We start from the raw sequence: 22,554 nt of genomic DNA, 5'->3' as shown, positions 1-22,554 counted from the left end.
CAATCATGTAGCTCTACCGGCGCAATCCGACTATTCGTGCGTATGCAGGAACGCCTGCAGAGCGGCTTTGAACTGATGCACTTCTTCGGCCGTGTTGTAGGGCGCCAGGCCAATGCGCACCCAGCCGCCCTGCGCGCCTACCCCTACTTTATCGACCAGGGTGGTGGCGTAAAAATGGCCGTCGGCAATGCACATGCGGTGGTGCCGGGCAAACCAAGCCGCCACTTCGCGGGAGTTCTGCCCGGCAATGGTGAAGGCCAGCGTGGGGGTTTTGCGGGTGCCAGCCGGCGCCCGGTACAGCTGCACGCGGGGTTCGGCCCGCAGAAACGCTTCCAGGTCGTGGGCCAGGTTCAGCTCGTGGGCATCAATGGCCTCGATGCCTGCGCGCAGCCGTGCCGCCCGCGTGGCGCCCGCGCCCATGCTTTCGATGAACTCCAACGCCCCGAGCAAACCCGCAATGCCCTCGTGGCTTTGGGTGCCGCTTTCCAGCTTGTGCGGAATGTCGGCAGGGGCTGGGGCCAGCTTGTACACGGCCAGCTTCTCGAACAAGTCGGCGGCTACTACCGCCACCCCCACGTGCGGCCCAAAAAACTTGTAGGCCGAACACAGCAGCACGTCGCAGCCCAACTGCCGGAAGTCGATGGACAGGTGCGGCACGGCGTGCACGGCGTCCAGTGCCGTGAGGGCCCCCACTTCCCGGGCCCGGCGGATAATCTGCTCTACCGGCGTTACCGTGCCCGTTACGTTCGAGGACATGCCCACGGCCACCAGCTTGGTGCGCTCGGTAATGATGTGGGCGAGGTTCTCCAACTCCAGCGTGTAGGTTTCGGTGTTTACCGGAATAAAGCGCACAGTGGCGCCGCGGTCCTGGGCCAGCGTCACCCAGGGGTCTACGTTGGCGCGGTGGTCCAGCTCGGTTACCACTACTTCGTCGCCGGGCTGCAGGTAGCCGGCCAGGCCGCGGGCAATGGAAAAAGCCAGCGTGGTCATGTTCGCTCCGAAAGCTACTTCCCGGGCCTGGCAGCCCAGCCAATCGGCCACGGCCTGGCGGGCTTCGTCGAGGAGGGCATCGGTGGCGACGCTGGTGGGAAAAGTGCCGTGCAAATTGGCCATGCCCCCGGTAATGTAGCCCGTCATGCGGTCGAGGGCCTGACGCGCCATTTGGGTGCCGCCGGGGCCGTCGAAATAAATGAGTGGCTGACGGTCGGCGGTGGGTTGCAGGGCCGGGAAATGGGCACGAACGGTGGAGAGGGAAGAGTGGGTCATGCGGAATTTATGCTACTGGTGTCTTAGCAGCCAAGTCAGGGCCAAATAACGACAAGGTGGCGGTACTTGGCAGTTCTGTACCCAAAAGAGCGACGTTAAGCTGCCCCACGAGTACGCTTTGCCTGCTCTACCTGGGAGGATGCGTGAGAGGCTACTGAGCAGTTTGCTGGTTCTGTTAAAAGATGAATTACTGCGCCACAAAAGCCAGTCCACGTAATAGTTTTGTACATTTCCCCGCTTTTGTCCCCATACCAACGGCTACCAATTAATACTTCTTTTTATGCTTTTTGAGTTGCTGCCGCTTAGTTTCGCCGCTGTTTATTTTGATACTTACCGGAAAGCATGTGCAGGGCTGGTTTTGTTTATGGCGTTGGTCGCACCAAATGCCAGTGCTCAGGCTCCTAATTGGCAAATGGCAACGGCAATTAGCCAAACCAGTGGAAGCCGCGCGGAGGTGCGCGCTACTGCTTCCGATGCTGGCGGCCATGTGTACGTGGTCGGCAATTTCAGCGGTACTATTACCTTAGGCAGCGTATCCCTAACTAGTGCGGGTGGCAATGACTTGTTCGTGGCAAAATGGAGTGTAGGTACTGGCAGCTACGTGTGGGCTCAGAGAGCCGGTGGAACGGGCTATGACGAAGCTACCGGCGTGGCCGCAAACAGCACGGGCATTTATATAAGCGGGTATTTTGGGCAAAGCCCTGCCGTTTTTGGCACTACTGTGCTATCAAACAATAGCATATACTCCGACGCTTTCATCACGAAGCTAACGGACAGCGGCACCAGTAGCAGCTTCGTGTGGGCCCGGGCGATGGGGGGCGCTGGCGTGGACGTGGCCAATGGAGTAGCTGTTGAAGGCGCAAATGTGTACGTAACCGGTAGCTTTACAAGTCCCAATTTTAACTTTGGTGGTATCACGTTAACCAATGCCAACGCGGGTCTGTCAGACGCATTTATAGGCAAGTTTACCGATACCGGCAATTATGTATGGGCGTTACGGGGCGGAGGCGATAATGAGGATGCAGCTAACGCGGTGGGTGTGAGCGGTGCAAAAGTGTATTTGGCTGGTAGTTTTTATAGCCCGACAGCTAGTTTCGGAAGCACTACCTTGGTTAACACCGGTTCTAATGGGTTCGACGCCTTCGTTGTGCAACTTACCGATACCGGCATCGGCGTTACTCCCACTTGGGCACGTGCACTGGGTGGGAGCAGTTCTGACGAAGCCAAGGCGCTGACTATGTTGGGTACGGATGTATGCGTAACGGGCTTTTTTTTTGGATCTGCTAATTTCGGCAGTACCACGCTTACGTCAGCAGGCAATTACGACGCTTTCCTGGCCCGGATCAACGACGCCGGTACCGTCAGCTGGGCCGAAAGAGGTGGCGGTGTGGGTAGTGACCAAGGGTTAGCCTTAGCGGCATACGGCACCAATCTGTACGTCACAGGCTTCTTTCAAGGAACCGCTAACTTCGGCAGCACCTTGCTGGTTAACGCCGGTGGTACCGACGTTTTTGTGGCCAAAATTGTTTCGATAGGTGCCACCAACTCCTTCAGCTGGGCACAACGAGCTGGTGGCCCATCTTTTGATTATTCAAATGCCATTGCTGTTAATGGAAACAATGTGTACGTAGGCGGATCAATTGCCCCACCGGCCGAGTTCGGCCCGATTACTTTAACGGGGCCACCAGTTAGTGTGCTTGGGTTTTTAGCCTCTGTTACAGACGTTACATTATCCCATAGGCCATTATTAGCGCTGCAAGGGGTGGGACTGTACCCCAACCCGGCCCACAAAAACGTCACTTTACACATTCCGAATACTCCTAGCGTCCAGCAGGCCACCATTACGCTCTACAATAGCCTAGGTCGTGCCGTTTATCGGCAACAGCTACCGCTTTCACTCGCGGGTACTGCTGAAGTCCCGTTGCCATCCCTACCCGCCGGCTTGTATCGGCTACACGTTCAGGCTGGCGAACAACTTGCCAACCGTGCACTGATGATCCGATAACACCCAGGACCCGGATCATCAGTGCACGGTTGGCAAGTTGTTCGGACAAGACTCTGGACTTGCTCATCTGCCAGCTTAAGCAGTCTACCCCACATACTGCGAAACCGCAGTAAGCTGTAGCTGGGCCCCTAGTTGCGGCCGCTGATTTCCTCCCGAATGCTGCGCAGCATCTGGCTGTCGACGGGCTTGTGTACCAGGCCCGACACCAAGGGGTAGTCTTTGGCCCGCACCGCGTCGGTGGGCGCCAAGGAGGAAGTCAGGATGTAAATCCGGCAGCGTTGGGCCAGCTTTTCCTGGTAAGGCTCCAGGGCGTCCAGAAACTCCCAGCCGTCCATCAGGGGCATGTTCAGGTCCAGAAAAATCACATCGGGCACCCGCGTGGGCAGGGTTTCGTGGAGGTAGTCTAGGGCTTCCTGCGCGCCCCCAAACGAGTGAATATGCTGGGCGAAGCCTTCCCGCTTTAGCAGCAGCTCCGTTAGAAAAACGCTGGTCGAGTTGTCGTCAATCAGTATCGTATGCATAAGATGCTTAGTGTAAATAAATAACGAAGCGGGTTCCCTCGTCTACCTGGCTCTGTACCTCTATGTGCCCGCCCATGGTTTCGATATGGTTTTTCACGAGGTACAAACCCAATCCGCGGCCCGGCTGCTGGGTATGAAACCGTTTGTAGAGCTTGAATACATCGGAGCCGGCACGGGCCAGATCGAAGCCCGAGCCGTTGTCGGCTACCGACACCTGCACGCCGTGCTCGGGGTGGCGTGTGCCTTGTACTGCTATGCGCAGGGGCCGCGTGTGGGAGCGGTACTTAATGGCGTTGGAGAGCAGGTTAAAGAATATGCTGTACAGGTAGGCGCGGTTGCCGTGTACGCTCAAGCCTTCGGCTAAACTCAGGTGCACCGTGCCGCCACATTGTTCCAGGGGTTCCTGCAGGGTGTCGATGGCCTGCGTGAGTACATCGGCCAGCAGCACCTGCTCGGGCGGCGCCACGCCGGGGGTGTCGCGAATGGCCAGAATGGTGTTCAGGTCCTGCAGCACGCCGTCGAGCTGCAGCACGTTGGTTTGCAGGTGCTCGAGCGTCAGGCCGAACTCGGGCCGGGCGGGCTCCATCGACGACAGCAGATCCACGAGGCCCATGAGGTTGGCCAGCGGCGCGCGCAGGTTGTGCGACACGATGTAGGTGAACTGCTGCAGGTCGTTGTTTTGCCGGTAGAGCTCTTGGTGCGCCTTCACGCGGTCGGTCACGTCGGAGAAATACACCGACAGGCCTTCCTCCGAAGGAAAGGCTTTAACATCGAGCCACCGCTGCACGCCGTCCAGAAAAGCCTCGAAATGCACGGCCTGGCGCTGGGTTAAGGCGTGCTCGAACTGCTGGTGAAATACGCCGCCCAGTTCCTTCGGAAACACGCTCCACAGGGTACGGCCCAGCAGCTTCTCGCGTTCCGTGTGCAGCAGCCGCTCTACCTCGCCGTTCACGTAAGCAAAGCGCCAGTTGTGGTCCATGAGAAAGAAGGCGTCGGTCAGGCTCTCAAAAATGGTGTTGAGCTTGCGTGCCTGCTGCTGAATGATGTTTCGGGCGGCGGTATCGTCGGAAATGTCGCGGGCCACCATGTGCACGGCCCGCACGGAACCGTCTACCATCAGGGGCACTTTGGTGATGTCGAAAACGCGGGGCTCGGCGTCTGCAAACTGCACCTCGGCATCGAAACGCACCTTGGTACCGCGGATTGCCTCGGCCAACTTTTCGTTAAACAGCGCGTGCAAGTGCGGGGGCAGAAAATCGGTGAGCGGGTGGTTCAGTACCTCCGCTTTGGATTTCCGCAGCAAGTCCAGAAAGGCCGAATTAGCGTCCAGAATCACGCCGGCTGCATTCTGAAATAGAATCAGATCGGGGTTGTTTTCGAACAACGACCGGAAACGCTGTTCGCTTTCTACTAACTGCACGCTATTCTCCATGAATTGGTAAGCAAGTAGGTGCTTGTTCTGCGATGCTACAAGCAGCCTTGTCATACGGGAGGCCTTGCATTTAGTAGCTCCACGCTTCGAGAAATTCGCTGCGGCAGACCAGCTCAACAGCACAGGCCTAGCCCATTCCACGGGTGGTGGAAGGGCCTTTCTCCGCCGCTGCGGCCAGGTAATTCCCGCGTGGTTAAGGGCTGCCGAAAGCGGATACCACTTACGCGCTTTCTTGCCCGGGCAAGCGTACGGCAAAGCAGTGCCACCCCGCATACCACAACCGGCCGGACCCGGTGCGCTCTTTTGCACCTGATCCGGCCGGTTGTGGTATGCGGGGTGGCAGCGGTTTTAGAGTCCGAGGTCGTACACCGCCCGTCCGCTTTCTTTCAGGTCCAGAGCCGAACCGTCTACTTTGCGGAACACCCACTTGAGGCCTTTGGCGTTAGCCGGCACCTGGTAGTAGATAGGCCCGGTGCCCGATTTTCCGGGGGCGCGGCTGCGGTCCAGCTGCGTAGCCGTTTCCATGCTAGTGCCCGCCGTAGCCATAATTTCTTTGCCATTGGCATCGAGCACCATGGTGTGCATGAGCGTGGACAGGTCGCGCAGTTTGCTTGTGCCGTTTTCCCAGGTCATGTTTACTACCACATACTCGTGCCCGGCCTTGGGCTTGTTGCCGAAGTCGCCTTCGGTAGCCGTTTTCACGCTGTTCACGCGCACTAGCAGCGAATCTACCAGGGCTACGTCGCCCACGGCGTACAGCTCTTTCTTGGCGCCGGCCGTTAGGTGCGGCTCACCATCGGCGGCGGCAGCGGCAGCCGGTGCGGCTGGGGTTTCGGCCGGCGTGGTTTCGGCGGCTTCGGCCTCGGCGGTGGTTTCTTCGGTGGCGTCGGTCTCGGCCGTAGCCGATTCAGAGGGCGAGCTACACGCGGCGAAGGCCAGCAGGCCCAGTAGCAGGGCCGAGCGGTAATAATGCAACATAAGGGAAGGAGAAAGGGGGATGGAAAAGCTAATATAAGTGCCCGCCAGCTCCGGCAATAGTGGTTGACGGCAGCAATAGTAGTAATATTCTGAAAACCTTCAGTCCGGTTTAACTCCTATAATGCCGTTTCGGCGTCATTTCTACCCCCTACTCAGCTACCCAACTCCCAAAAACGAGTTCAGTCGGGCGGCCTACGCACCGCTGGTTTTGGGGGCCAAACAGCTAAATATTCCAACTTCACGAAACCGCTTTAATTCTCCGCCGGGCACGCGCCTCATTTCAGCGCAGAAGCCCGACTGCCAAGCTTGTCTTTCAGCTTATTGCGAAATTATCCGCGCATTCTTTTATCCTTCGTTTCCCAGCCGCTCCGCTATGTTCAAGGCCCTGTATTCCGACAACATCACCCTGCACCTCATTAACGAAGACAACCTGGCCGAAATAGCCACCCTTTTCCAGGGTTTCCCCGATTCGCAGCCGATGCTGGAAGAGCTGTTCCGCAGCTACGTGCCCGCGTACGACAAAGGCCGACGCACCAACTTCGGGTTTTACTCCTTGTTAGGCGACGAGCTGGCCGGCATGACCCTGCTTACGGTGGACAGCTGGGAGGAAAAGAGCGGCTCTACCGGCGCCGATGTGTTCGAGCACATGCGCGGGCGCGGCGTTACGCCGCGCAGCAAGCCGCATTTGTTTTACCTGGCTTTCGAAATGCTGGGCCTGAATCGGGTGGCCACGGGCATGCGCGTTTCCAACGTCTCCTCAAAACGCTCCATTGAGAAAACCCCGGGCTTTCAGTTCGAAGGGGTGATGCGCGAGTCGGGCGTGAACGACGCGGGCGAGTTCGAGGATGAACTGCTTTACGCCATTTTGCGCCGCGACTGGGCACAGCTCTACGACAAAAACCTCGTGCGCGTGCTGATGTAGCCCCCGGCCCGCTTACTTGTCCAGCTCGGCCACAATTCGCTTCGCCGTGCCGTTGGTGGGGTCCAGTTGCAGGGCGCGTTTGTAGCTGAGCAAAGCTTTCGGCTTGTCGCCCTGCTTGTAATACGCCTCGCCCAAGCTGTCGAACACATTGCCCGATTGCGGAAACAACTCGGTGTTGCGCTCAAATACCACCACCGCATCCGCCGTTCGGCTCTTGCCCAAGTAGTAGTAGCCGATTTCGTTCAGGGTTGACTCCTCCTCGAAACCGTATTCCTGGCTTTTGGTGGCGCGCAGGGTTTGGTAAAAGGTCAGAAGCTGGCGTCCGTCGAGGCTATCCAACTTGGTGGAGAAAGTCCGGAGTACCGATTTTTTGGGCTGCACGTAGGGCTTGCCGTCCAGAATGGCCTGAATGGCCGCGTTGTACTTGCCGAGGTTGTTGTTCTTGTTGTTGGTAAGTAAGAGCACGGTGCGGCCGTTGCTTACGTTGCTCACCAGCAGGGCTTGGTAATTCGAGCTGGTGCCGTCGTGTATGTGCTCGGTTACCTTGTTACCAACCATGCTTCCGCGCCCAAGGCCGGCCTGCTTACCGGGCTCCACCGGAATCAGAATGGCGCGGGTAGCCTCTGGCCCGATGAGCTTGCAGCCGGTAATGGCCTGCTCCCACTTGTAGAAATCGGCGAGGGTTACGCTCGTCCAGCCGGAAATGGGGTACGTCAGTGGGTCTTGCTGGCGGCTTTGGTTGTAGGCCCTGGCCATAAAAGCATCCTGCTCCATTGGGTCGACTACGGCCTGCTTGATCCCGGCAGGTTTCAGCAGCCGCTGTTCCACGAATTGCTTAAACGTGAGGCCGCTTACTTTCTCAATGATGCGACGCTGCAAGAACACGTTGTTGTTGTTGTAAGCGTAATTGCTGCCGGGCTCGAAGTCCAGCTTTTGCAGCTGCATCAGGTCCCGCAGGTTGTCCTCGTCGCTCTTCACGGTTTTCCAGCGCACATCGGGCAGCCCGCTGGTGTATTGCAGCAGGTGCCGGATGCTAACGGTGTTTGCCCAGGCCGGTAGCTGCGGCAGGTATTTGGCCACTTTGTCGTCTAGCTTCAGCTTGCCCTGCTCCTGCAGCAGCATAATGCCCACGGCGTTAAATTCCTTTGCAATGGAGCCGATGTGGAAGCGGTGCTGCGCGGTGAGCTTGGTTTTGCGCGAGGCATCGGCAAAGCCCAACGCCGCGGAATAGATGACCTTGCCGTTGTCTGCCACCAGCACGTTGCCGTTGAACAGTTCCAGCTCATTGGCGCGGCGCATGAGCGAATCTATTTTGCCTACTGCGGTTTGCGTGCGGGGCACCTGGCTGGGCACTGGCCGGCCGGATACAGCCGCCGCGGGCGGCCAGGCCGAACCCGGCATGAACGTAGTTAAGCTCAAGGGCAGCAGCAAGGCAGCTAGTTTCATCGGGAGGTAAAAATGGGTAGGGAAGAATACAAAGGCGCCAGCCCAGACGGCACTGCCCAAACGCTAGGCAAGCGGTTAGGAAGCTTTCGTTCTGGGTGCGGCAGATTAACGCCGGACACCGGCACAAATAAAACGAATAGGTGTATGGCAAGCGCTGAAGCCGGTCGTTCTGCTCTCTTGCTTCGAAAAAGAGCCGAGGCCAGCACTTAAGCCAGCTCCCGGTTGAATTTCTCGCGGTACTGTTTCGGCGAGAGGCCGGTAATGCGCTTAAACGCCACGCGAAAGGCTTTGGGGTCGGAGTAGCCCACGTGGTACATCACCTCGTTTACGTTCTGGCGCGAGGATTCCAGGCTGTTTTTGGCCGCTTCTATCTTCACCCGCTGAATATATTCGACCACCGAGTTAGCCGTGGCTTTCTTAAAGCGCCGCTCCAGGTTGCGGCGGCCCAGGGCCAGCATGTCGGCCAGCTGATCCACCGTCAGTTTTTGCTGGTAGTTGTCCTCGATGTAGGTCTGCGCGCGTTTAATGGGCTCGTCGCCGTGCTCTTTCTGCCCGTTAAACACCACGAATGCCGATTGGCTGACGCGCTCAATGTCAATCTGAAATACCTTGGCGCAGGTCACGGCCATTTCGCGGCCGGCGTACTTCTCAATCAGGTACAGTACCAGGTTCAGGTAGGAAAAGGCGCCGCCGCTGGAGTAAATGCCGTGTTCGTCGGTAATGAGTTTGTCTTCTACCAGCTGCACCTGCGGGTACAGGGCCCGGAAGTAGTGCGCCGCGGCCCAGTGCGTGGTGCACTGCCGCCCGTCGATGAGGCCGGTAGCCGCCAGAATAAACGCGCCCACGCAAAGGCTGGCCACCTCGGCGCCCCCGCGGTACTGTTGCACAATCCAAGGCAGAAAGTCGCGGTTGGCCTCCAGCGCCTTTTGCAGGTCGCCGTCGATGGCCGGAATCACCACCAAGTCGGTTTGGGGCACATCGTGCAGCAGCTTGTCGGTATGCACTTGGTACATGCCGCCGCACACCGGCGTGTCGTGGCTGAGGCCTACCAGCTGCACCTGAAACAAGGGCGGCTTGCCCAGGCGCTGCAGCAGCGCGTTGACTTCGGAGAAAACCAGCCGGGGGCCCTCAATGCTGCCCAAAATGGCTCCTCGGGGTACCAGAATTGCAATGTGCTTCATGGCGCGGGGGTTAGCAGTGGAATGTCGCAAATTACCCTTTAATCGTCGCATTTAGCTCCGTTATCGGGCATAATTGCTAATAATTTTGGCACACAGTCAATCATCCACAATTCTTTAGCAAAAGACCCATGAAAAGCCAACCCACCACCGCCTTGTACTGGATTACCACCCTCGTGTTTTCTGCCTTCATGCTGATGTCGGGGGTTACAAATTTCCTAGAAACCTCCGAAAGCCAGGAAGTAATGAAGCAGTTGGGCTACCCCATGCACGTGCTGCGGGTTATTGGGCTGGGCAAAACACTCGGGGCCCTGGCCCTGCTGCAAACCCGCTTCCGCACCCTGAAGGAATGGGCCTACGCTGGGTTCACCTTCGACCTTATTGGGGCCGCCGTGGCCTGGGGTGACACCACTGGCGAGGCTATGGCCGTGGTATTTCCGCTGCTGTTTCTGGCCTTTATGGCCGTTAACTACCTGCTCTGGAAGAAAATGGAACGGCTGCGCGCGTATCGTGCCGCTGGGGCTCCCGCCGAGCAGCCCCTGGCGGCCGAGCTGGCTGTGTAAACACGTCTTTCCGGGAGGCAGCACCGTTACCTGAAATTTTCGGTACCGAGGAGCTTAGCCACATTGTGCCGGTCCTTAAGCTCCTGGATCGATCAGCAACCCCGCGAGAACAGCCCTGGAAAGCATTTCGGGGCGGAAACGCATGGTGCTATACCATCCGTTTCCGCCCCGAATTTATGCTAGCCGTTATGGCTTCTTTGCTCAGCGTGCTAGTAGTACTTAGTACTGCGAAATGAAGGCAAAGGCCTGCAGCGTGTACATAGGGGCCGACGAGAAGTGGTTGCCGCCCTGAATGGGCCGCAGCTCTACCTGGGTGGCGCCGCGGGCACGCATGGCGCGGTAAGCGTCTTCGGAGTTAAAGTACGGCACGTAATCGTCGGCGGTGCCGTGAAACAGGGCCAGCGGCGCCCTGGGCTGCCAGTCGTGCACGTCGTTTTCGCGGAATGCGGTAGCCAGCTGCTGGTCGGTGCTGCCGAGCACGGCCTGCCGGAAACCGGGCGTGAACAACTGCTGCGCCTGCTGCGGCACCGTGCCGAAGGGGTTGGCCTGCAACTGGGTCGCGTACGGCTGATTGAAATAGTACGACAACGGCCGGTTCAGGCCGTGTACGCGGTTGTAGGTATCGAGCACCCATACGTAGGAACTGAGGAAGTTCAGGGGCTGCGTGGAGTTCAGGATGTAGTTAGCGAAGGCCGTTTTGTGGTAGGCTCCCGCGCCGGGGGCGCTGGCCGTTACGGTAAACTCGGCGGCGTGCTTTTCCTCCAGCAGCTTGTGCAGGGCCATGGTAGCGAAACCGCCTTCGGAATACCCCAGCAGGAAGGTTTTCTTGTTGAGGGCGCGGTTTTCTTTGGCGCAGAACTCACGCGTGGCCCGCAGCATATCGGCCGAGGCCGAGGCCAACGAAGCGGCGTGCTCGTAGGGATGCGGCAGGGCCTTGGAAGCACCGTAGCCAATGTAGTCGGGCGCCGACACCACATAACCCGTGGACGCCAGCACCGACACCGCCGACCATATCTCGCTGCTCTGGCTGTAGTACGATGGCGCCCGGTTTTCCTCGTCGGGCTGAATGGTGCCGTGCTGGTAGCTAAGCAGCGGCACCGCCTGGCTGGTTACGGGCACCAGCACCGCACCCGAGGCCGTTACGGCTTGGCCGTCGGTATTACGGGTGGTGTACGTGAGCTTGTATACGCGAATGGGGTAGTTCACCAGCGCCCCGGCCAGCGGGATATTAGCTACCCGGCCGGCCAATACGATGGGGCTGTATTCGCCCACCAGCGTACTGCTCACCAGTACCGTTTGAGGAGCCGTTTCTACTTGCGGCTCGGCGGCCTCTTTGGTGCAGCTTAAGCTGATGGCCGAGCTGAAGCCCACCCATAGCAGGAAGGTGAAGCGCGTCAGGTGCAAGGAAAATTTTCGTTGTAGCACGGGCAGGGTTTAAAATGCTTGTGGGCTTACAACAACGCAACGCCCAAAAGATTCGCTCAGCGGCGCAACTACTTACGGCCGGTGCCGCACCGCAATGAGAGCGGCACCGGCACCGGGCTACCCGGCAATATGCGCACCCGCGTAATTATGCTTATCCTTATTGGCCGAAAAACTACTTCCGCTCCTGTAACCCTTTACCGCATGAAGCTTTCCTACTCGCCACTGTTGCTGGCTGCCGTACTGCTCGCCAGCAGCTGCAACCAAACCCCTACCGAACAGCCGGCCAACGCACCCACCGAAACCACGCCCGAGCAGCAAGGCGCGGCCACCGCGCCCGCGCCCGGCACCGCCACCACCGAAACGCCCGCCGCGGCAGCTCCGGCAGCCCCGGCTGCCCAGCCCGTGCAACTTTCGTTTCGTTTCAAGCCCGTGAAAGACGCCGACCCGATGATGCCCAAAACCAACGTGTTTTTGGTGCTAAAAGGGGGTCAAGACAAGGAAATTGACCTGGGTCGCGTAACCGGCAAACCCGATGTGGTGGACGAAGCCAAAGCCCAGCGGGCCGGTTTCCCCGGCGGCATGATTATCGGGTTCCGCAGCTACGACCCCAACAGCGGCACCGGCGACGACCTAGCCGTGCTACAGGGCGTGGGCGGCCGCCTCCAGATTCTGCAGCGCCGCGTAGACGAAACCGCCGACCAGCCCGGCACCTTCCAAACCGCGCGCGAAATTCCCATGCCCGCCAACACGCAATTACAGGCGGCCCCTACGGCCAAGAAGTAGCGCGTCGGGTTGCCCATAAACCAACACACCGGGGGCGGTGCGGCCGATGCCGCACCGCCCCCGGTGTGTTGGTTTATAACGGCTGAGGCTGCTATTCGGCCTTCACGTTTATCAGGTTTTTGGCAATGTAGCTGAGCGCGGAGTTCGTGCTTTTTTCCTCTTCCAGAGTGCCTTCCAGTATGTGGGCCACCTGCGTGAGTCCCAACTCGTGGGCCATGTACGCGGCCGTGCCGTAACCCGCTATTTCGTAATGCTCTATCTTCTGAGCGTCGCCGATCAGGGCAGCATCCAGGGCTTCGGGAGACGCATCAGCGTGCATCAGCTTCTCGGCTTCGGCCATAATACCCTCTATACCGGTGCTTATGCGGCCATCGGGTGCAATATCGAGCAATCGGGCCGCCTCCTTAAGCCGCTCGCACTGCCGCTCGGTTTCGTTGAGGTGTTTCTCGAAAGCCCGTTGCAGCTCGGGACTTTGGGCTTTTTGAATCATGCGCGGTAACCCGCGCATAATCAACTGTTCGGCGCTGTACAACACCTGCACCTCATGGCACAGTAAATCGTGAAGGTTTTGGATGTGGTTCATAGCGGTAAGGAGTTGGGGTTGAGCACCCTTGGCTACGGGCCGCTAACGGGGTGGGTTTGTAGTGCCGAGTTTGTCCAACGGCGTTCTTTCAACCTGCCTCCACCATAAAAAACGGGCGCCCCGGCATGAGGCGCCCGCTGTTAAACTGAGCTGTAGTTAACCGCTGCCCGGGGCTTAGTCGCACACACCATCCACGGAGCACGAGCCGCCGGCGGTGCTGATTTCCTGCAGCGCAGGCTTGGGGTTAAACTCGTCCCACACCTTCTCCAGCACTTCCTGGAACAGCTCGGCAGGCTGCGCGCCCGACACGGCATACTTGTCGGCAAACACGAAGTAGGGCACGCCGCGCACCCCAATCTGGCGGGCCTGGTATTCGTCGTGGCGAACGTCCTGGGCAAACTCGTCGGACTCCAGCACGCGCGTTACCTCCTCGGCCGGCAGGCCCAGCTCGGCGCCTATGCGCTGCAGCGTGGCTTGGTCGTCGATGTTCAGGCCTTCTTCCAGGTAAGCCTTGAAAAGACGCTCCTTGGCGGCATCCTGCCGGCCGTGCTGGGCCGCGAGGTGCACCAGGCGGTGGGCCCGGAACGTGTTGGCCGGTACGGCGTGGTCGAAGTTAAAACGTAGGCCCAGCTCGGCGGCCGACTGGGTCATGTTCGCGCTCATTTCCTTGGCCCAGGCCAGCGGCTGGCCGTATTTGGCGGCCAGCTTTTCGTAGAGGTTGCCGCCGGGCTCGGTGCGGGCTTGGGCGTCGAGCTCGAAGCTGCGCCACACGATTTCCACGGCGTTGCGGTGGGGGAATTGGGCCAGGGCCTGCTCGAACCGGCGCTTGCCGATGTAGCAGAACGGGCACACGATATCGGACCAGATTTCTACTTTCATTTTTACGGAATTTGGGGCATAAGCCCGTTAACGGCCGAAAGGTTTACCGGCGCCGCAGGGTGCGGCCTCCGCTTTGGCACGTAGCATTGCTCTGAAACGCGGCCGGAGCCGGGGTGGTTCAGCCTGCTTTTGGGTGAAGACGGTGGCGTTTTCCCGCTGGCGTTTTGGCAACCGAAACGCCTTTTTCACTGCCTCTATTCCGCGGTTGCATCACGTTCAGCCAGCGAGCCACCTACCGAGCTGACCGAATAGCCCGAGGCGAATTGCGCCACCACCGCCCAATGCTCCCGCTACGCCCTAGCTTTGCCGCATGGTTTATTTGCTGGTCCGTTTCGTGGGTTTGATTGCTGCTGGCGGCCTGGTTGGGTTGATGAGCGGTTGCGTGCAGCGCGTGTATTCCACCCACGAACCAGACAAACCAGCCTTGGCGGCCCACCGCACCGTGGCCGTATTGCCGTTTTACGTGCGGCTGGAGCGCCCTTGGGTCGAAGAATTTGCGGCCGCCCACGCCGTAACGCCCGCCGAACTGCGCCAGCGCCAAGCTGCTGAATGTCGTGCGCTGGCCTATGCTCTGCAAACCGAGCTACTGGCGCGACTGCAGCGCCAGCGCCCCGGCTACACGGTGCAGTTTCAGCCCGTGGCCGAAACCAACCAGCGGCTGGAACGCGCCGGCATTCCGTTCGACAGCCTGAACTACCGCAGTACCGAGGAGCTGCAGCGGATTTTGCAGGTCGATGCCGTGCTCATGGGCCAAACCAAGCTGGTGCAGTCCCTGCCGGCGGCCCTTGCCCTGATGATGCGCCTGGACATGCCCGAGGTGGATACGCCGCCGAGCGAAACCACCTCGCACCTGCTGCTCTACGACGGCCGCACCGGGCGCCGGGTGTGGCAGTTCGACCACCAGCTCACCGGCAAAGGCAGCCTGGCAGCACCCTCCCTGGCGAAGGACCTGATGCGGACCGCGGGCCCGACGTTTCCTTACCAGCGCTGAGCGTTTCTCCACAAACCCACTTTGTTTTCCACAGCTGCTCGGTCACCCTAACCCGAAAACGCGCGCCCCTTCCAAGCGCTACCGACGGTGTAAGGAGTTACATGCCGAGAGCAGGTTGCCTTTCCACGGCCCGCTAGCGTATGTTGCGGCATGCCCGCCGCCCCTGTTCCTGCCCCCGATTCGCCCTTCCGCACCCTCCGCATTACCGAGGTACGCCCGGAAGCGCCCGACGCCAAAACCTTCGTTTTAACGCCTACCGACGGCCAGCCCCTGCCCTACCAGGCCGGGCAGTACCTCACGCTGGTGCATTCGCAGCCCGGCCTCGAAAGCGTGCGACGTTCTTATTCCATCAGCTCCTCGCCGGCGCTGGCCGAGCCGCTGGCCATAACCGTGAAGCGCGTGCCCAACGGCCTGTTCTCGCGCCGCCTGATTGACAACGCCCAAGCCGGCGACTTGCTGGTGAGCAGCGGCGTGGGCGGCTTTTTCACCCTGCCCGAAACCCTGGAGCCCTACCAGCAACTGGTGCTGCTGGGCGCTGGCAGCGGCATCACACCGTTGTTTTCGCTGCTGAAAACCGCTTTGCAGCTGCACCCACACTTGCGCGTGTTGCTGCTTTACAGCAACCGCACGCCCGCCGAGGCTATTTTTCACGATGCCCTGCACCAACTGGCCCGCCAGTTTCCCGTCCGGCTGCACATCGAGTGGATTTACAGCTCCAATCCCGACCTGCACCGCGCCCACCTGCACAAAGAGCTGCTGAAAACCCTGGTGCGCCAGCACGCGCCGGCGGCGCCCACCGCCACACTGGCATTTTTGTGCGGCCCGCTGAATTACATGCGCATGGGCACGTACGGCCTGCGGGAGCTGGGCATTCCGCCCGAAAACCTGCGGCGTGAGCTGTTCAACACCGAAGCCGCCACCGTGCCCCACACCGTGCCGCCCGATACCGCCGCCCGCACTGTAACCGTACAGCTGCGCGGGCAACTCCACCGCTTTGTGGTGCAATACCCGCGCACCATTCTGCAGGCCGCCCGCGACCAAGGCCTCATGCTGCCCTATAGCTGCGAAGCCGGCCGCTGCGGAAACTGCGTGGCGCGCTGCACCGCCGGCCAGGTATGGATGAGCTACAACGAGGTGCTGACCGACCGCGAAACCAGCCGCGGCCTCGTTCTCACCTGCACCGGCTACCCCGTTAACGGCGACGTGACCTTGGAAATAGCGCTGTAAAGCGGAACAAGCGCAATCCAGTTCCGCGCTGTCCCATCCGAATCAATTTGGCTTCTCGTATGTTCTGGCTATGATGATGAAACGCCTGCTTTTCCTGATGCTGGCTGCCGTGGGCGCCGCCAGTTGCGACGCCGGTTCCGGCAACCCCGTTACCGCCGCTATAGCCCAGGCCGATGGCCGCGACCACCGCTTTGCCGAACTGCCCAAGCAGCTGCCCGGCGAGGCTGTAGCTACCTTCGCCAGCGGCTGCTATTGGTGCACCGAGCACGTGTTCGAAAGCCTGAAAGGAGTACGCACCGTAATATCGGGCCACTCGGGCGGCACGGCCGTGAGCCCCACTTACGAGCAGGTATACCGTGGCGGCACCGGCCACGCCGAGGCCGTGCAGGTGTACTACGACCCCAAGGTTATTAGCTTCCCCACCCTGCTGCGGGTGTTTTTCGTGCAGCACGACCCCACCACCCTTAACCGCCAGGGTCCCGATTCGGGCGACGAGTACCGTTCCGTCGCGTTCTACCGCACGCCCCAGGAAAAGCAGCAGATCGAGGCCGAAATCAAGCGCGTAACGGCCGCCAAGCGCTATGCTAACCCCATTGTGACCGAAGTAACGGCTTTCAAGGTGTTTTACCCCGCCGAACGCTACCATCAGGACTACTTCAAAAACAACCCCAACGACCCCTACGTGCGCAACGTTTCCACGCCGCGCTTCAACAAGTTCGCGAAGGAGTTTCCGCAGCTCATCAAGCCCGAAGCCTAGGCCTACTTCCGATTGTTTCACAACGCAACGCCCCGCTTGGTTACCCAAGCGGGGCGTTGCGTTTTCAGGCCCTGCGTTTACCGTTAGTGGCCTGACTTCAGCCTCATTTTCAGCTGCCATTGAGGCGCTAAATACCAATATCCAGCACCAGCGGGTCGATTTGCCAGGTTTTGCGGTAAGTGTCGTACACGGCACGCACGCCGGTTTCCAAGGGCGTGCGCAGGCGCAGCACGTTGAACACCACCGAGGCGCTGCCGCCCACGTTCCGGTAGTTGTAACGCCCAACAAAACGCCCCTCCACGTTGCGGCCTTGGGCAACATCGGCAAAGCCGGTGGCCTTAAAGCGCTGTATGTACAGCCAACGGCCGAGGCTCCAGTGCGTATCGGCTAAAGGCAGGCGGTAATCGACGCTGGCGGTTTGCAGGCGGTCGAAACCCACGTAGCTGGAGCCGCGCGGAAAGAACACGCCCGCGCTAAACAGGTACTGCCGCTGCTGCTGCCACTGGTAGCCACCGCGCACCCGCACCGAATGGTGCTTACCGATGCCGGGCAAAAACACGCTGCCCAGCGCCGCGTACTGGGTGGCATCGAGGCCGCGGCCGAAGGGCGTGGTACGCCAGGTAAGCAACAGGCTTTGCCCGGCGCGCGGCCCCACGTCGCGGGTGCTTTGCCGCAGCTGCCGCACGTAGCTGAAGGTGGTTTGCACGGCGTTCAGCGGGCGGTTCGGGCCCACTTCGTCGAGGAAGCGCACGGGCAGGTCGTAGCCGCTTACTTGTTCGTGCAGGTAGTACACGCCCAGGCTCATGGCCTCCAGGTATTTCGAACGCGTGAGGGTGAGCGGCAGGCGCAGGCCGGTGCTCAGACGCGTACTGCGCCATTGGTCGCGGTAAATCTGACCTTGGTAGAGCACACCCGCGTTGCGGCCGCCGTGGGTCAGGTCGAAGTCGAACACCGGGAAGCGACCCTGGTAGCTTAGGCCGGTGAAGAGTGCGGCGGTACGCTCGTTTTGGTCGTAGCTCACGCCGGCAATGGCCTGAGTGGTGTTCAGCAAGTCCTGCGACCGTACGCCCACGCTCAGGCCGTTGCCGGCCGGGCTTTGCACCAAGCCGTAGCTGAACACGTTGAACGCATGGCGCAGCGGTGAGTAGCGGGTTACTGGAAACGAACGGCGCCCGAGCGAGTCACCGGCCGGCAGCAACTCGCCCACCTGCTGAGCGCCCGGGTCGCGGGCCGTCATGGATTCGGCGTAAGGCTGCGGGGCATCGGCGGCAGGCGGCGTTACCGGCTTCCAAGCGGCTACATCGAGCGGCATTTCCACAATGCGGCTGCCCTGGGCGCGTTGGTCGTGGAAGACGAGGTGGCGGCCGTCGGGGGCCACGGCGGCGTGGTAGGCGCCCAGCGGCCGGCTGGTTACCTGGTAGGTTTGGCCGGTTTCGCGGTGCACCGCAAACACGTTATCGATACCCGACTGCGGCGAGTTGTAGAGCACGTATTCGCCCCAGGGCTGCGGGTTGGTCAGGTTCACGTTGGCCACGGGCAGCAGCGCCCGGGCCGTGCCGGTAGCGGCGTCGATTACCTCAATGGTTTTGCCGCCGCGCTTCAGGGTTACCGTTACCAGCTGCCGGCCGTCGGGCGTCCAGCGGGGTTGCAGGTAGAAGTCGTTTTGCGGGTTGGGCAGGGTTTGCTGCACGGCGCCGGTTTGGGCATCCAGCAGCACCAGGGCGTGGTGGTAGGCAGTATCGGTGGTGGTGGCTACCAGGCGCTGCCCGTCGGGCGAGAAAGCGGCGGCGGTGTAGCGGCTGCGGGTGGTCAGGCGCGTGAGCTGGCCGGTGGCTACGTCCAGCACGCGCAGCTCGGAATACACTTGCTGCCGCCAGCGCGGGTGGTACCGAAACTCCGGCCACACCAGCTTGCCGGCGGCAACCGACAGCATTTCGGGGAAGTTGGCCAGGCCCGGTGCAAACACGCGGCGTTCCTTGCCGCCCTGCCGGCTCAAGAGCACAAACTGCGGAATGTCGCCGAGGCCGGTTTTCACGGCCAGCACAGTGCTGTCGGTCAGGTACTGCGGATACTGGTAGTTGGTGTATACCTTGGTGCCGGCCTGCCCGTTTAGCTCGCGCGCATCGGTGACTTGCAACCCTTGCTGCTGCCTGCGCCAGGTAGAGTCCAGCTCGGCCATGCTGCGGGCGTACAGCTCTTCCACCCGCAGGCCGGTGGCGTGCTTAATGCCGGCCGAAAACGAGAACGGGTAGAACGGAAATTTGTAGTAGTGGTCGAGCGCAGCGTCCCACACGTTGGGCCCGTAGTGGGTTTTCAGGTACGAGGTCAGGAAGTAGCCCAGCTCGTACCAATCGGGTACCTGGTCGCGGAACGAGCCGTTCACGGCCTTCTGGTAGTTGTAGCGGCGGCCGGCCAGCTGGTTGGAGCGCAGGCCCACCCCAAAATCGGGCATGCGGCCGCGGCCACTGCGCGTGAGGGCGGTTTCGGCCCCCACGGCGTCGCCCTCGAAAAACCACGGCGGCATGCCCACCGACATGACGCCCAGGGCGCCGTCGCCGAGCAGCGGGTGCAGCACGCGCCCGAAGCCCTGCCGCGCCTTGCTGAACTGGGCCACGTGGCGGAATTCGTGGGCCACCAGCTGATCGAGCCAATCCACGGTGCCCACCGAGCGTTGCTGGGGCGGCGTGGTAAAAAACTCGGAATGCCAGGGCAGAAACGTAACGAAGGCGTTGCCGATGGTGGTTTGATTTTGCAGCACCACCGGCACTCGGTGCGCCGACACGCCCAACGACGCGCCACCCGGGCCGTGCACCTGCTCCAGCCGCCGGGCCGTGCGCTGGGCCGCCGAATCGAAGCCGGCGGGGTAAATCACCCGAAAGTGCGGCGTGCGGATTTGCTGCCAGCGCAGAGCGGGCCGGTTTTGGTCGAGCACGGGCAGCGACTGGGCGCCGGCCGAAGCGGCGAGCAGCACGGAAGCGGCGACGGAAAGGAAAGCGGAAAGTCGGAGCATTACCTGTAAAGCTGGCCCGCGCCGGGCGCATTTGCAACCCGGCTGGCACGGCGTCTGTCGGGCACCAAGAGCCACCGGAAAGAAGCAGCCATTTGCTTTACGTTTTTTCAACTCCCAGAAAACGTAGAGCAAAAAAGCGAGTGAATTTGCTTTACGTTTTTTTAGAGACTGAAAAACGTAGAGCAAAAAAGCGGCGCCGATTTGCTTACCGATTTTCGCGGCCTAAAAAATCGGTAAGCAACCAGCCGGGCCTGCCGCCCCTAGGGGGCCCGCGCCAAAACGCCCGCCGGCTTCTGGGCAGAAACCGGCGGGCGTTGGCTTTTCAGACCTTTTAACTGCGCCTAAGCGCAGCGTGAGGCTAGTTGGGCATTACCACTTTGTCGATTACGTGAATCACGCCGTTGCTCTGAAGCACGTCGTAGGTCGAGATGGTCGATACGTTGCCTTTCTCGTCGGTCAGCACTACGTTTTTCGGGCCGTTCATGGTGGCCTTCAGTGTGCCGCCGCTTACGGTTTTTAGCGAAGCAGTGCCTTTGCCGGCCTTAATGGCGGCCGTGATTTTGTCGGCGGTCATGTTGCCCGCTACCACGTGGTAGGTCAGGATTTTGGTGAGCGTGGCCTTGTTTTCGGGCTTCACCAGGGTTTCCACCGTGCCGGCGGGCAGGGCGTTAAAAGCCGCGTTGGTAGGCGCAAACACCGTGAAAGGGCCTTTGCCCTGCAGCGTTTCCACGAGACCAGCAGCTTTTACGGCGGCCACCAGCGTGGTGTGGTCTTTCGAATTTACCGCGTTTTCCACGATGTTCTTGTTGGCGTACATGGCCTCGCCGCCCACCATCACGGTGCCGGCCGGCGTCATTTTAGCCTGGGCCGAAACCGACGTGGTAGCAGTGGCGCCTAACAGGGCAACGAAAGCGAGGGAAAGCAAATGCTTTTTCATGGGAACTGGAAGAGGATGTTGGAGAGTTGGCGGCATTTACGGCCGGGTTTAGCTGCCCGGATTTACCGGCCGCCATATTTCCTACTCGGTTTCCCCCCTACCGTAGGTAGATTTTTTTGCGGCCCTTTTGCCTGGTTCATTCAGCGACCAGCGTACCTGATTACGCCGCTTGGTTGGCCTCCGGTTCTTGCCGTTTCGCGTCGCATCTTGCGCTGTTTTCTCGCTCCTTTATGCCCACCGCCTTCCCTTCGGCGCGCCCCATGGCGTCGCGCATTCGCTCCATCGTCAGCGGCTCCATCGGCAACCTCGTGGAGTGGTACGACTGGTACGTGTACTCGGCGTTTGCCCTGTATTTTGCGCCGGCTTTTTTCCCGAAAGGCAACCTCACGGCGCAGCTGCTGAACTCGGCCGCCATTTTCGCGGTGGGCTTTTTGATGCGGCCCTTAGGCGGCTGGCTGATGGGCGTGTACGCCGACCGCCACGGCCGCAAAGCAGCGCTGCTGGCCTCCGTGCTGCTCATGTGCGCCGGCTCGCTGCTGATTGCCGTTACGCCCGGCTACGCCGAAATTGGGGTGGCGGCGCCGGTGCTGCTGGTACTGGCGCGGCTGCTGCAGGGCCTGAGCGTGGGCGGCGAGTACGGCACCTCGGCCACTTACCTGAGCGAAATGGCCGACCAGCGCAACCGCGGCTTTTTCTCCAGCTTCCAGTACGTTACGCTGCTGGCCGGGCAGTTGCTGGCCTTGCTGGTGCAGCTGGGCCTGCAGCGTGTGCTTACCGATGCCCAGCTCTATGCCTGGGGCTGGCGCATACCCTTCGCCATTGGGGCCGCGGCGGCGCTGTCGGCGCTGTACCTGCGCCGCAGCATGGCCGAAACCGAAGCTTTTACGCAGCAGCAATCCGCCGAACCGGCCGACGCCGTATTTGCCGGGGAAATGCCGCCGCCCGGCAAGCTGCGGCTGCTGTGGCAGCACCCGCGCGAGGTGCTGACCGTGGTAGGCCTCACGCTGGGCGGCACGCTGGTTTTCTACACGTTCACCACCTACACCCAAAAATTCCTCGTCAACACCACCGGCTTCAGCAAAGACCAGGCAACGCTGATTTCCTTTGGGGCGCTGGCCGTGGCCCTGCTAATGCAGCCGCTCATGGGCGCACTGTCCGACCGCGTGGGGCGCCGGCCGGTGCTGCTGTTCTTCGGGGTAGGCGCCACCCTGAGCACGGTGCCGCTGCTTACGCTGCTGGCCCGCGCACCCAGCCCGGCGGTGGCGTTTGGCTTGCTGCTGCTGGCGTTTTTCATCATGAGCGGCTACACGGCCATTAACGCCGTGGTGAAGGCCGAGCTGTTCCCCACCGAAATTCGGGCCTTGGGTGTGGGGCTACCGTACGCACTTACGGTGGCCGTCTTCGGCGGCTCGGCCGAGTACGTGGCGTTGCAGCTCAAAAGCTGGGGCATGGAATCGTCGTTTTACTGGTACGTAACGGTGTGCGCCGCCTGCTCCCTGCTGGTGTACTGGCGCATGCCCGATACCCAGCACACTTCCCGCATCGAAACCGACTGATGCTACCTGGCTGCCTGTGAGGGCCCCTAAAACCGCTGCCAGTAAACGCGAAAAAAGCCGCTGCCCAACGGGCCGCATCCCACCCTCCCTCATTG

At 60.7% G+C, this 22,554-nt stretch carries 19 protein-coding genes; 8 read left to right on the top strand and 11 right to left on the bottom strand.

Features of this window, described 5'->3' with window-relative positions:
• Window positions 1-30: 30 nt before the first annotated feature.
• Window positions 31-1,266 carry a cysteine desulfurase-like protein gene (locus ABD903_RS22770; protein ID WP_345228082.1) on the bottom strand — a complete coding sequence of 412 codons (1,236 nt, stop codon included), beginning with the start codon at window positions 1,264-1,266 and terminating at the stop codon, window positions 31-33.
• A 280-nt stretch (window positions 1,267-1,546) separates the two neighbouring features.
• On the opposite strand from ABD903_RS22770, the gene ABD903_RS22765 reads away from it, so the two are divergent.
• Window positions 1,547-3,271 (top strand): T9SS type A sorting domain-containing protein, encoded by a 1,725-nt coding sequence (locus ABD903_RS22765; RefSeq protein ID WP_345228080.1) that lies wholly within the window; start codon window positions 1,547-1,549, stop codon window positions 3,269-3,271.
• A 128-nt stretch (window positions 3,272-3,399) separates the two neighbouring features.
• Here ABD903_RS22765 and ABD903_RS22760 read toward each other — a convergent pair whose 3' ends face one another.
• The 3 genes from ABD903_RS22760 to ABD903_RS22750 all read right to left on the bottom strand — a co-directional run bounded on the left by ABD903_RS22760 (window position 3,400) and on the right by ABD903_RS22750 (window position 6,202).
• Entirely contained in the window at window positions 3,400-3,792 is a 393-nt protein-coding gene (locus ABD903_RS22760) for a response regulator (RefSeq protein ID WP_345228079.1), read from the bottom strand.
• Window positions 3,793-3,799: 7 nt separating this feature from the next.
• Window positions 3,800-5,224 (bottom strand): sensor histidine kinase, encoded by a 1,425-nt coding sequence (locus tag ABD903_RS22755; RefSeq protein ID WP_345228077.1) that lies wholly within the window; start codon window positions 5,222-5,224, stop codon window positions 3,800-3,802.
• Between the two features lie 348 nt (window positions 5,225-5,572).
• On the bottom strand, window positions 5,573-6,202 hold the full coding sequence (locus ABD903_RS22750; protein WP_345228075.1) for a DUF4352 domain-containing protein: 630 nt from the start codon (window positions 6,200-6,202) through the stop codon (window positions 5,573-5,575).
• A gap of 373 nt (window positions 6,203-6,575) precedes the next feature.
• On the opposite strand from ABD903_RS22750, the gene ABD903_RS22745 reads away from it, so the two are divergent.
• On the top strand, window positions 6,576-7,124 hold the full coding sequence (locus ABD903_RS22745; protein WP_345228073.1) for a GNAT family N-acetyltransferase: 549 nt from the start codon (window positions 6,576-6,578) through the stop codon (window positions 7,122-7,124).
• A gap of 12 nt (window positions 7,125-7,136) precedes the next feature.
• Here ABD903_RS22745 and ABD903_RS22740 read toward each other — a convergent pair whose 3' ends face one another.
• Both ABD903_RS22740 and ABD903_RS22735 read right to left on the bottom strand, forming a co-directional pair.
• Window positions 7,137-8,570, bottom strand: a complete 1,434-nt coding sequence (locus tag ABD903_RS22740; protein WP_345228072.1) for a serine hydrolase — start codon at window positions 8,568-8,570, stop codon at window positions 7,137-7,139.
• Window positions 8,571-8,776: 206 nt separating this feature from the next.
• On the bottom strand, window positions 8,777-9,751 hold the full coding sequence (locus tag ABD903_RS22735; protein WP_345228070.1) for a GlxA family transcriptional regulator: 975 nt from the start codon (window positions 9,749-9,751) through the stop codon (window positions 8,777-8,779).
• Between the two features lie 128 nt (window positions 9,752-9,879).
• Here ABD903_RS22735 and ABD903_RS22730 point away from each other — a divergent pair, with 128 nt between their 5' ends.
• Window positions 9,880-10,311, top strand: coding sequence for a DoxX family protein (locus tag ABD903_RS22730; protein ID WP_345228068.1), 432 nt, complete (start codon window positions 9,880-9,882; stop codon window positions 10,309-10,311).
• Window positions 10,312-10,530: 219 nt separating this feature from the next.
• Here ABD903_RS22730 and ABD903_RS22725 read toward each other — a convergent pair whose 3' ends face one another.
• A complete protein-coding gene (locus ABD903_RS22725; RefSeq protein WP_345228067.1) occupies window positions 10,531-11,736 on the bottom strand; it encodes an alpha/beta hydrolase family protein in 1,206 nt (401 codons plus the stop codon).
• 201 nt (window positions 11,737-11,937) lie between these two features.
• On the opposite strand from ABD903_RS22725, the gene ABD903_RS22720 reads away from it, so the two are divergent.
• The gene (locus ABD903_RS22720; protein WP_345228065.1) at window positions 11,938-12,519 is read left to right on the top strand and encodes a hypothetical protein; all 582 of its coding nucleotides are present in this window, start codon (window positions 11,938-11,940) and stop codon (window positions 12,517-12,519) included.
• A gap of 91 nt (window positions 12,520-12,610) precedes the next feature.
• On the opposite strand, the gene ABD903_RS22715 is transcribed toward ABD903_RS22720, so the two are convergent.
• Together ABD903_RS22715 and ABD903_RS22710 are read right to left on the bottom strand one after the other, a co-directional pair.
• Window positions 12,611-13,102: a YciE/YciF ferroxidase family protein gene (locus ABD903_RS22715; protein ID WP_345228063.1), complete on the bottom strand. Its 492-nt coding sequence runs from the start codon at window positions 13,100-13,102 to the stop codon at window positions 12,611-12,613.
• Between the two features lie 174 nt (window positions 13,103-13,276).
• A complete protein-coding gene (locus ABD903_RS22710) occupies window positions 13,277-13,981 on the bottom strand; it encodes a DsbA family oxidoreductase (RefSeq protein ID WP_345228062.1) in 705 nt (234 codons plus the stop codon).
• Between the two features lie 310 nt (window positions 13,982-14,291).
• Here ABD903_RS22710 and ABD903_RS22705 point away from each other — a divergent pair, with 310 nt between their 5' ends.
• The 3 genes from ABD903_RS22705 to msrA all read left to right on the top strand — a co-directional run bounded on the left by ABD903_RS22705 (window position 14,292) and on the right by msrA (window position 16,956).
• The gene (locus ABD903_RS22705; RefSeq protein WP_345228060.1) at window positions 14,292-14,972 is read left to right on the top strand and encodes a hypothetical protein; all 681 of its coding nucleotides are present in this window, start codon (window positions 14,292-14,294) and stop codon (window positions 14,970-14,972) included.
• Window positions 14,973-15,122: 150 nt separating this feature from the next.
• Window positions 15,123-16,199, top strand: coding sequence for a 2Fe-2S iron-sulfur cluster-binding protein (locus tag ABD903_RS22700; RefSeq protein WP_345228059.1), 1,077 nt, complete (start codon window positions 15,123-15,125; stop codon window positions 16,197-16,199).
• A 70-nt stretch (window positions 16,200-16,269) separates the two neighbouring features.
• Window positions 16,270-16,956: a peptide-methionine (S)-S-oxide reductase MsrA gene (gene msrA / locus ABD903_RS22695; protein ID WP_345228057.1), complete on the top strand. Its 687-nt coding sequence runs from the start codon at window positions 16,270-16,272 to the stop codon at window positions 16,954-16,956.
• A 127-nt stretch (window positions 16,957-17,083) separates the two neighbouring features.
• On the opposite strand, the gene ABD903_RS22690 is transcribed toward msrA, so the two are convergent.
• Together ABD903_RS22690 and ABD903_RS22685 are read right to left on the bottom strand one after the other, a co-directional pair.
• Window positions 17,084-19,966: a hypothetical protein gene (locus tag ABD903_RS22690; protein WP_345228055.1), complete on the bottom strand. Its 2,883-nt coding sequence runs from the start codon at window positions 19,964-19,966 to the stop codon at window positions 17,084-17,086.
• A gap of 358 nt (window positions 19,967-20,324) precedes the next feature.
• Window positions 20,325-20,903 carry a fasciclin domain-containing protein gene (locus ABD903_RS22685; protein WP_345228053.1) on the bottom strand — a complete coding sequence of 193 codons (579 nt, stop codon included), beginning with the start codon at window positions 20,901-20,903 and terminating at the stop codon, window positions 20,325-20,327.
• A 230-nt stretch (window positions 20,904-21,133) separates the two neighbouring features.
• Between ABD903_RS22685 and ABD903_RS22680 the strand changes: the two genes are divergently transcribed.
• Window positions 21,134-22,459, top strand: coding sequence for an MFS transporter (locus ABD903_RS22680; RefSeq protein WP_345228051.1), 1,326 nt, complete (start codon window positions 21,134-21,136; stop codon window positions 22,457-22,459).
• Window positions 22,460-22,554: the final 95 nt, after the last annotated feature.

The organism is Hymenobacter koreensis, from assembly GCF_039541855.1.
In the GTDB taxonomy this organism is placed as follows: Bacteria; Bacteroidota; Bacteroidia; order Cytophagales; family Hymenobacteraceae; genus Solirubrum; species Solirubrum koreensis.
Note: the sequence above shows the minus strand (reverse complement) of the source record. Positions and strands in the feature narration are given on the sequence as shown.

Excerpts from the sequence above, each read along its gene's own strand:
- ABD903_RS22770 (WP_345228082.1), bottom strand. The coding sequence starts at position 1,266 with ATGACCCACTCTTCCCTCTCCACCGTTCGTGCCCATTTCCCGGCCCTG.
- ABD903_RS22765 (WP_345228080.1), top strand. The coding sequence starts at position 1,547 with ATGCTTTTTGAGTTGCTGCCGCTTAGTTTCGCCGCTGTTTATTTTGAT.
- ABD903_RS22760 (WP_345228079.1), bottom strand. The coding sequence starts at position 3,792 with ATGCATACGATACTGATTGACGACAACTCGACCAGCGTTTTTCTAACG.
- ABD903_RS22755 (WP_345228077.1), bottom strand. The coding sequence starts at position 5,224 with ATGGAGAATAGCGTGCAGTTAGTAGAAAGCGAACAGCGTTTCCGGTCG.
- ABD903_RS22750 (WP_345228075.1), bottom strand. The coding sequence starts at position 6,202 with ATGTTGCATTATTACCGCTCGGCCCTGCTACTGGGCCTGCTGGCCTTC.
- ABD903_RS22745 (WP_345228073.1), top strand. The coding sequence starts at position 6,576 with ATGTTCAAGGCCCTGTATTCCGACAACATCACCCTGCACCTCATTAAC.
- ABD903_RS22740 (WP_345228072.1), bottom strand. The coding sequence starts at position 8,570 with ATGAAACTAGCTGCCTTGCTGCTGCCCTTGAGCTTAACTACGTTCATG.
- ABD903_RS22735 (WP_345228070.1), bottom strand. The coding sequence starts at position 9,751 with ATGAAGCACATTGCAATTCTGGTACCCCGAGGAGCCATTTTGGGCAGC.
- ABD903_RS22730 (WP_345228068.1), top strand. The coding sequence starts at position 9,880 with ATGAAAAGCCAACCCACCACCGCCTTGTACTGGATTACCACCCTCGTG.
- ABD903_RS22720 (WP_345228065.1), top strand. The coding sequence starts at position 11,938 with ATGAAGCTTTCCTACTCGCCACTGTTGCTGGCTGCCGTACTGCTCGCC.
- ABD903_RS22715 (WP_345228063.1), bottom strand. The coding sequence starts at position 13,102 with ATGAACCACATCCAAAACCTTCACGATTTACTGTGCCATGAGGTGCAG.
- ABD903_RS22710 (WP_345228062.1), bottom strand. The coding sequence starts at position 13,981 with ATGAAAGTAGAAATCTGGTCCGATATCGTGTGCCCGTTCTGCTACATC.
- ABD903_RS22705 (WP_345228060.1), top strand. The coding sequence starts at position 14,292 with ATGGTTTATTTGCTGGTCCGTTTCGTGGGTTTGATTGCTGCTGGCGGC.
- ABD903_RS22700 (WP_345228059.1), top strand. The coding sequence starts at position 15,123 with ATGCCCGCCGCCCCTGTTCCTGCCCCCGATTCGCCCTTCCGCACCCTC.
- msrA (WP_345228057.1), top strand. The coding sequence starts at position 16,270 with ATGATGATGAAACGCCTGCTTTTCCTGATGCTGGCTGCCGTGGGCGCC.
- ABD903_RS22690 (WP_345228055.1), bottom strand. The coding sequence starts at position 19,966 with ATGCTCCGACTTTCCGCTTTCCTTTCCGTCGCCGCTTCCGTGCTGCTC.
- ABD903_RS22685 (WP_345228053.1), bottom strand. The coding sequence starts at position 20,903 with ATGAAAAAGCATTTGCTTTCCCTCGCTTTCGTTGCCCTGTTAGGCGCC.
- ABD903_RS22680 (WP_345228051.1), top strand. The coding sequence starts at position 21,134 with ATGCCCACCGCCTTCCCTTCGGCGCGCCCCATGGCGTCGCGCATTCGC.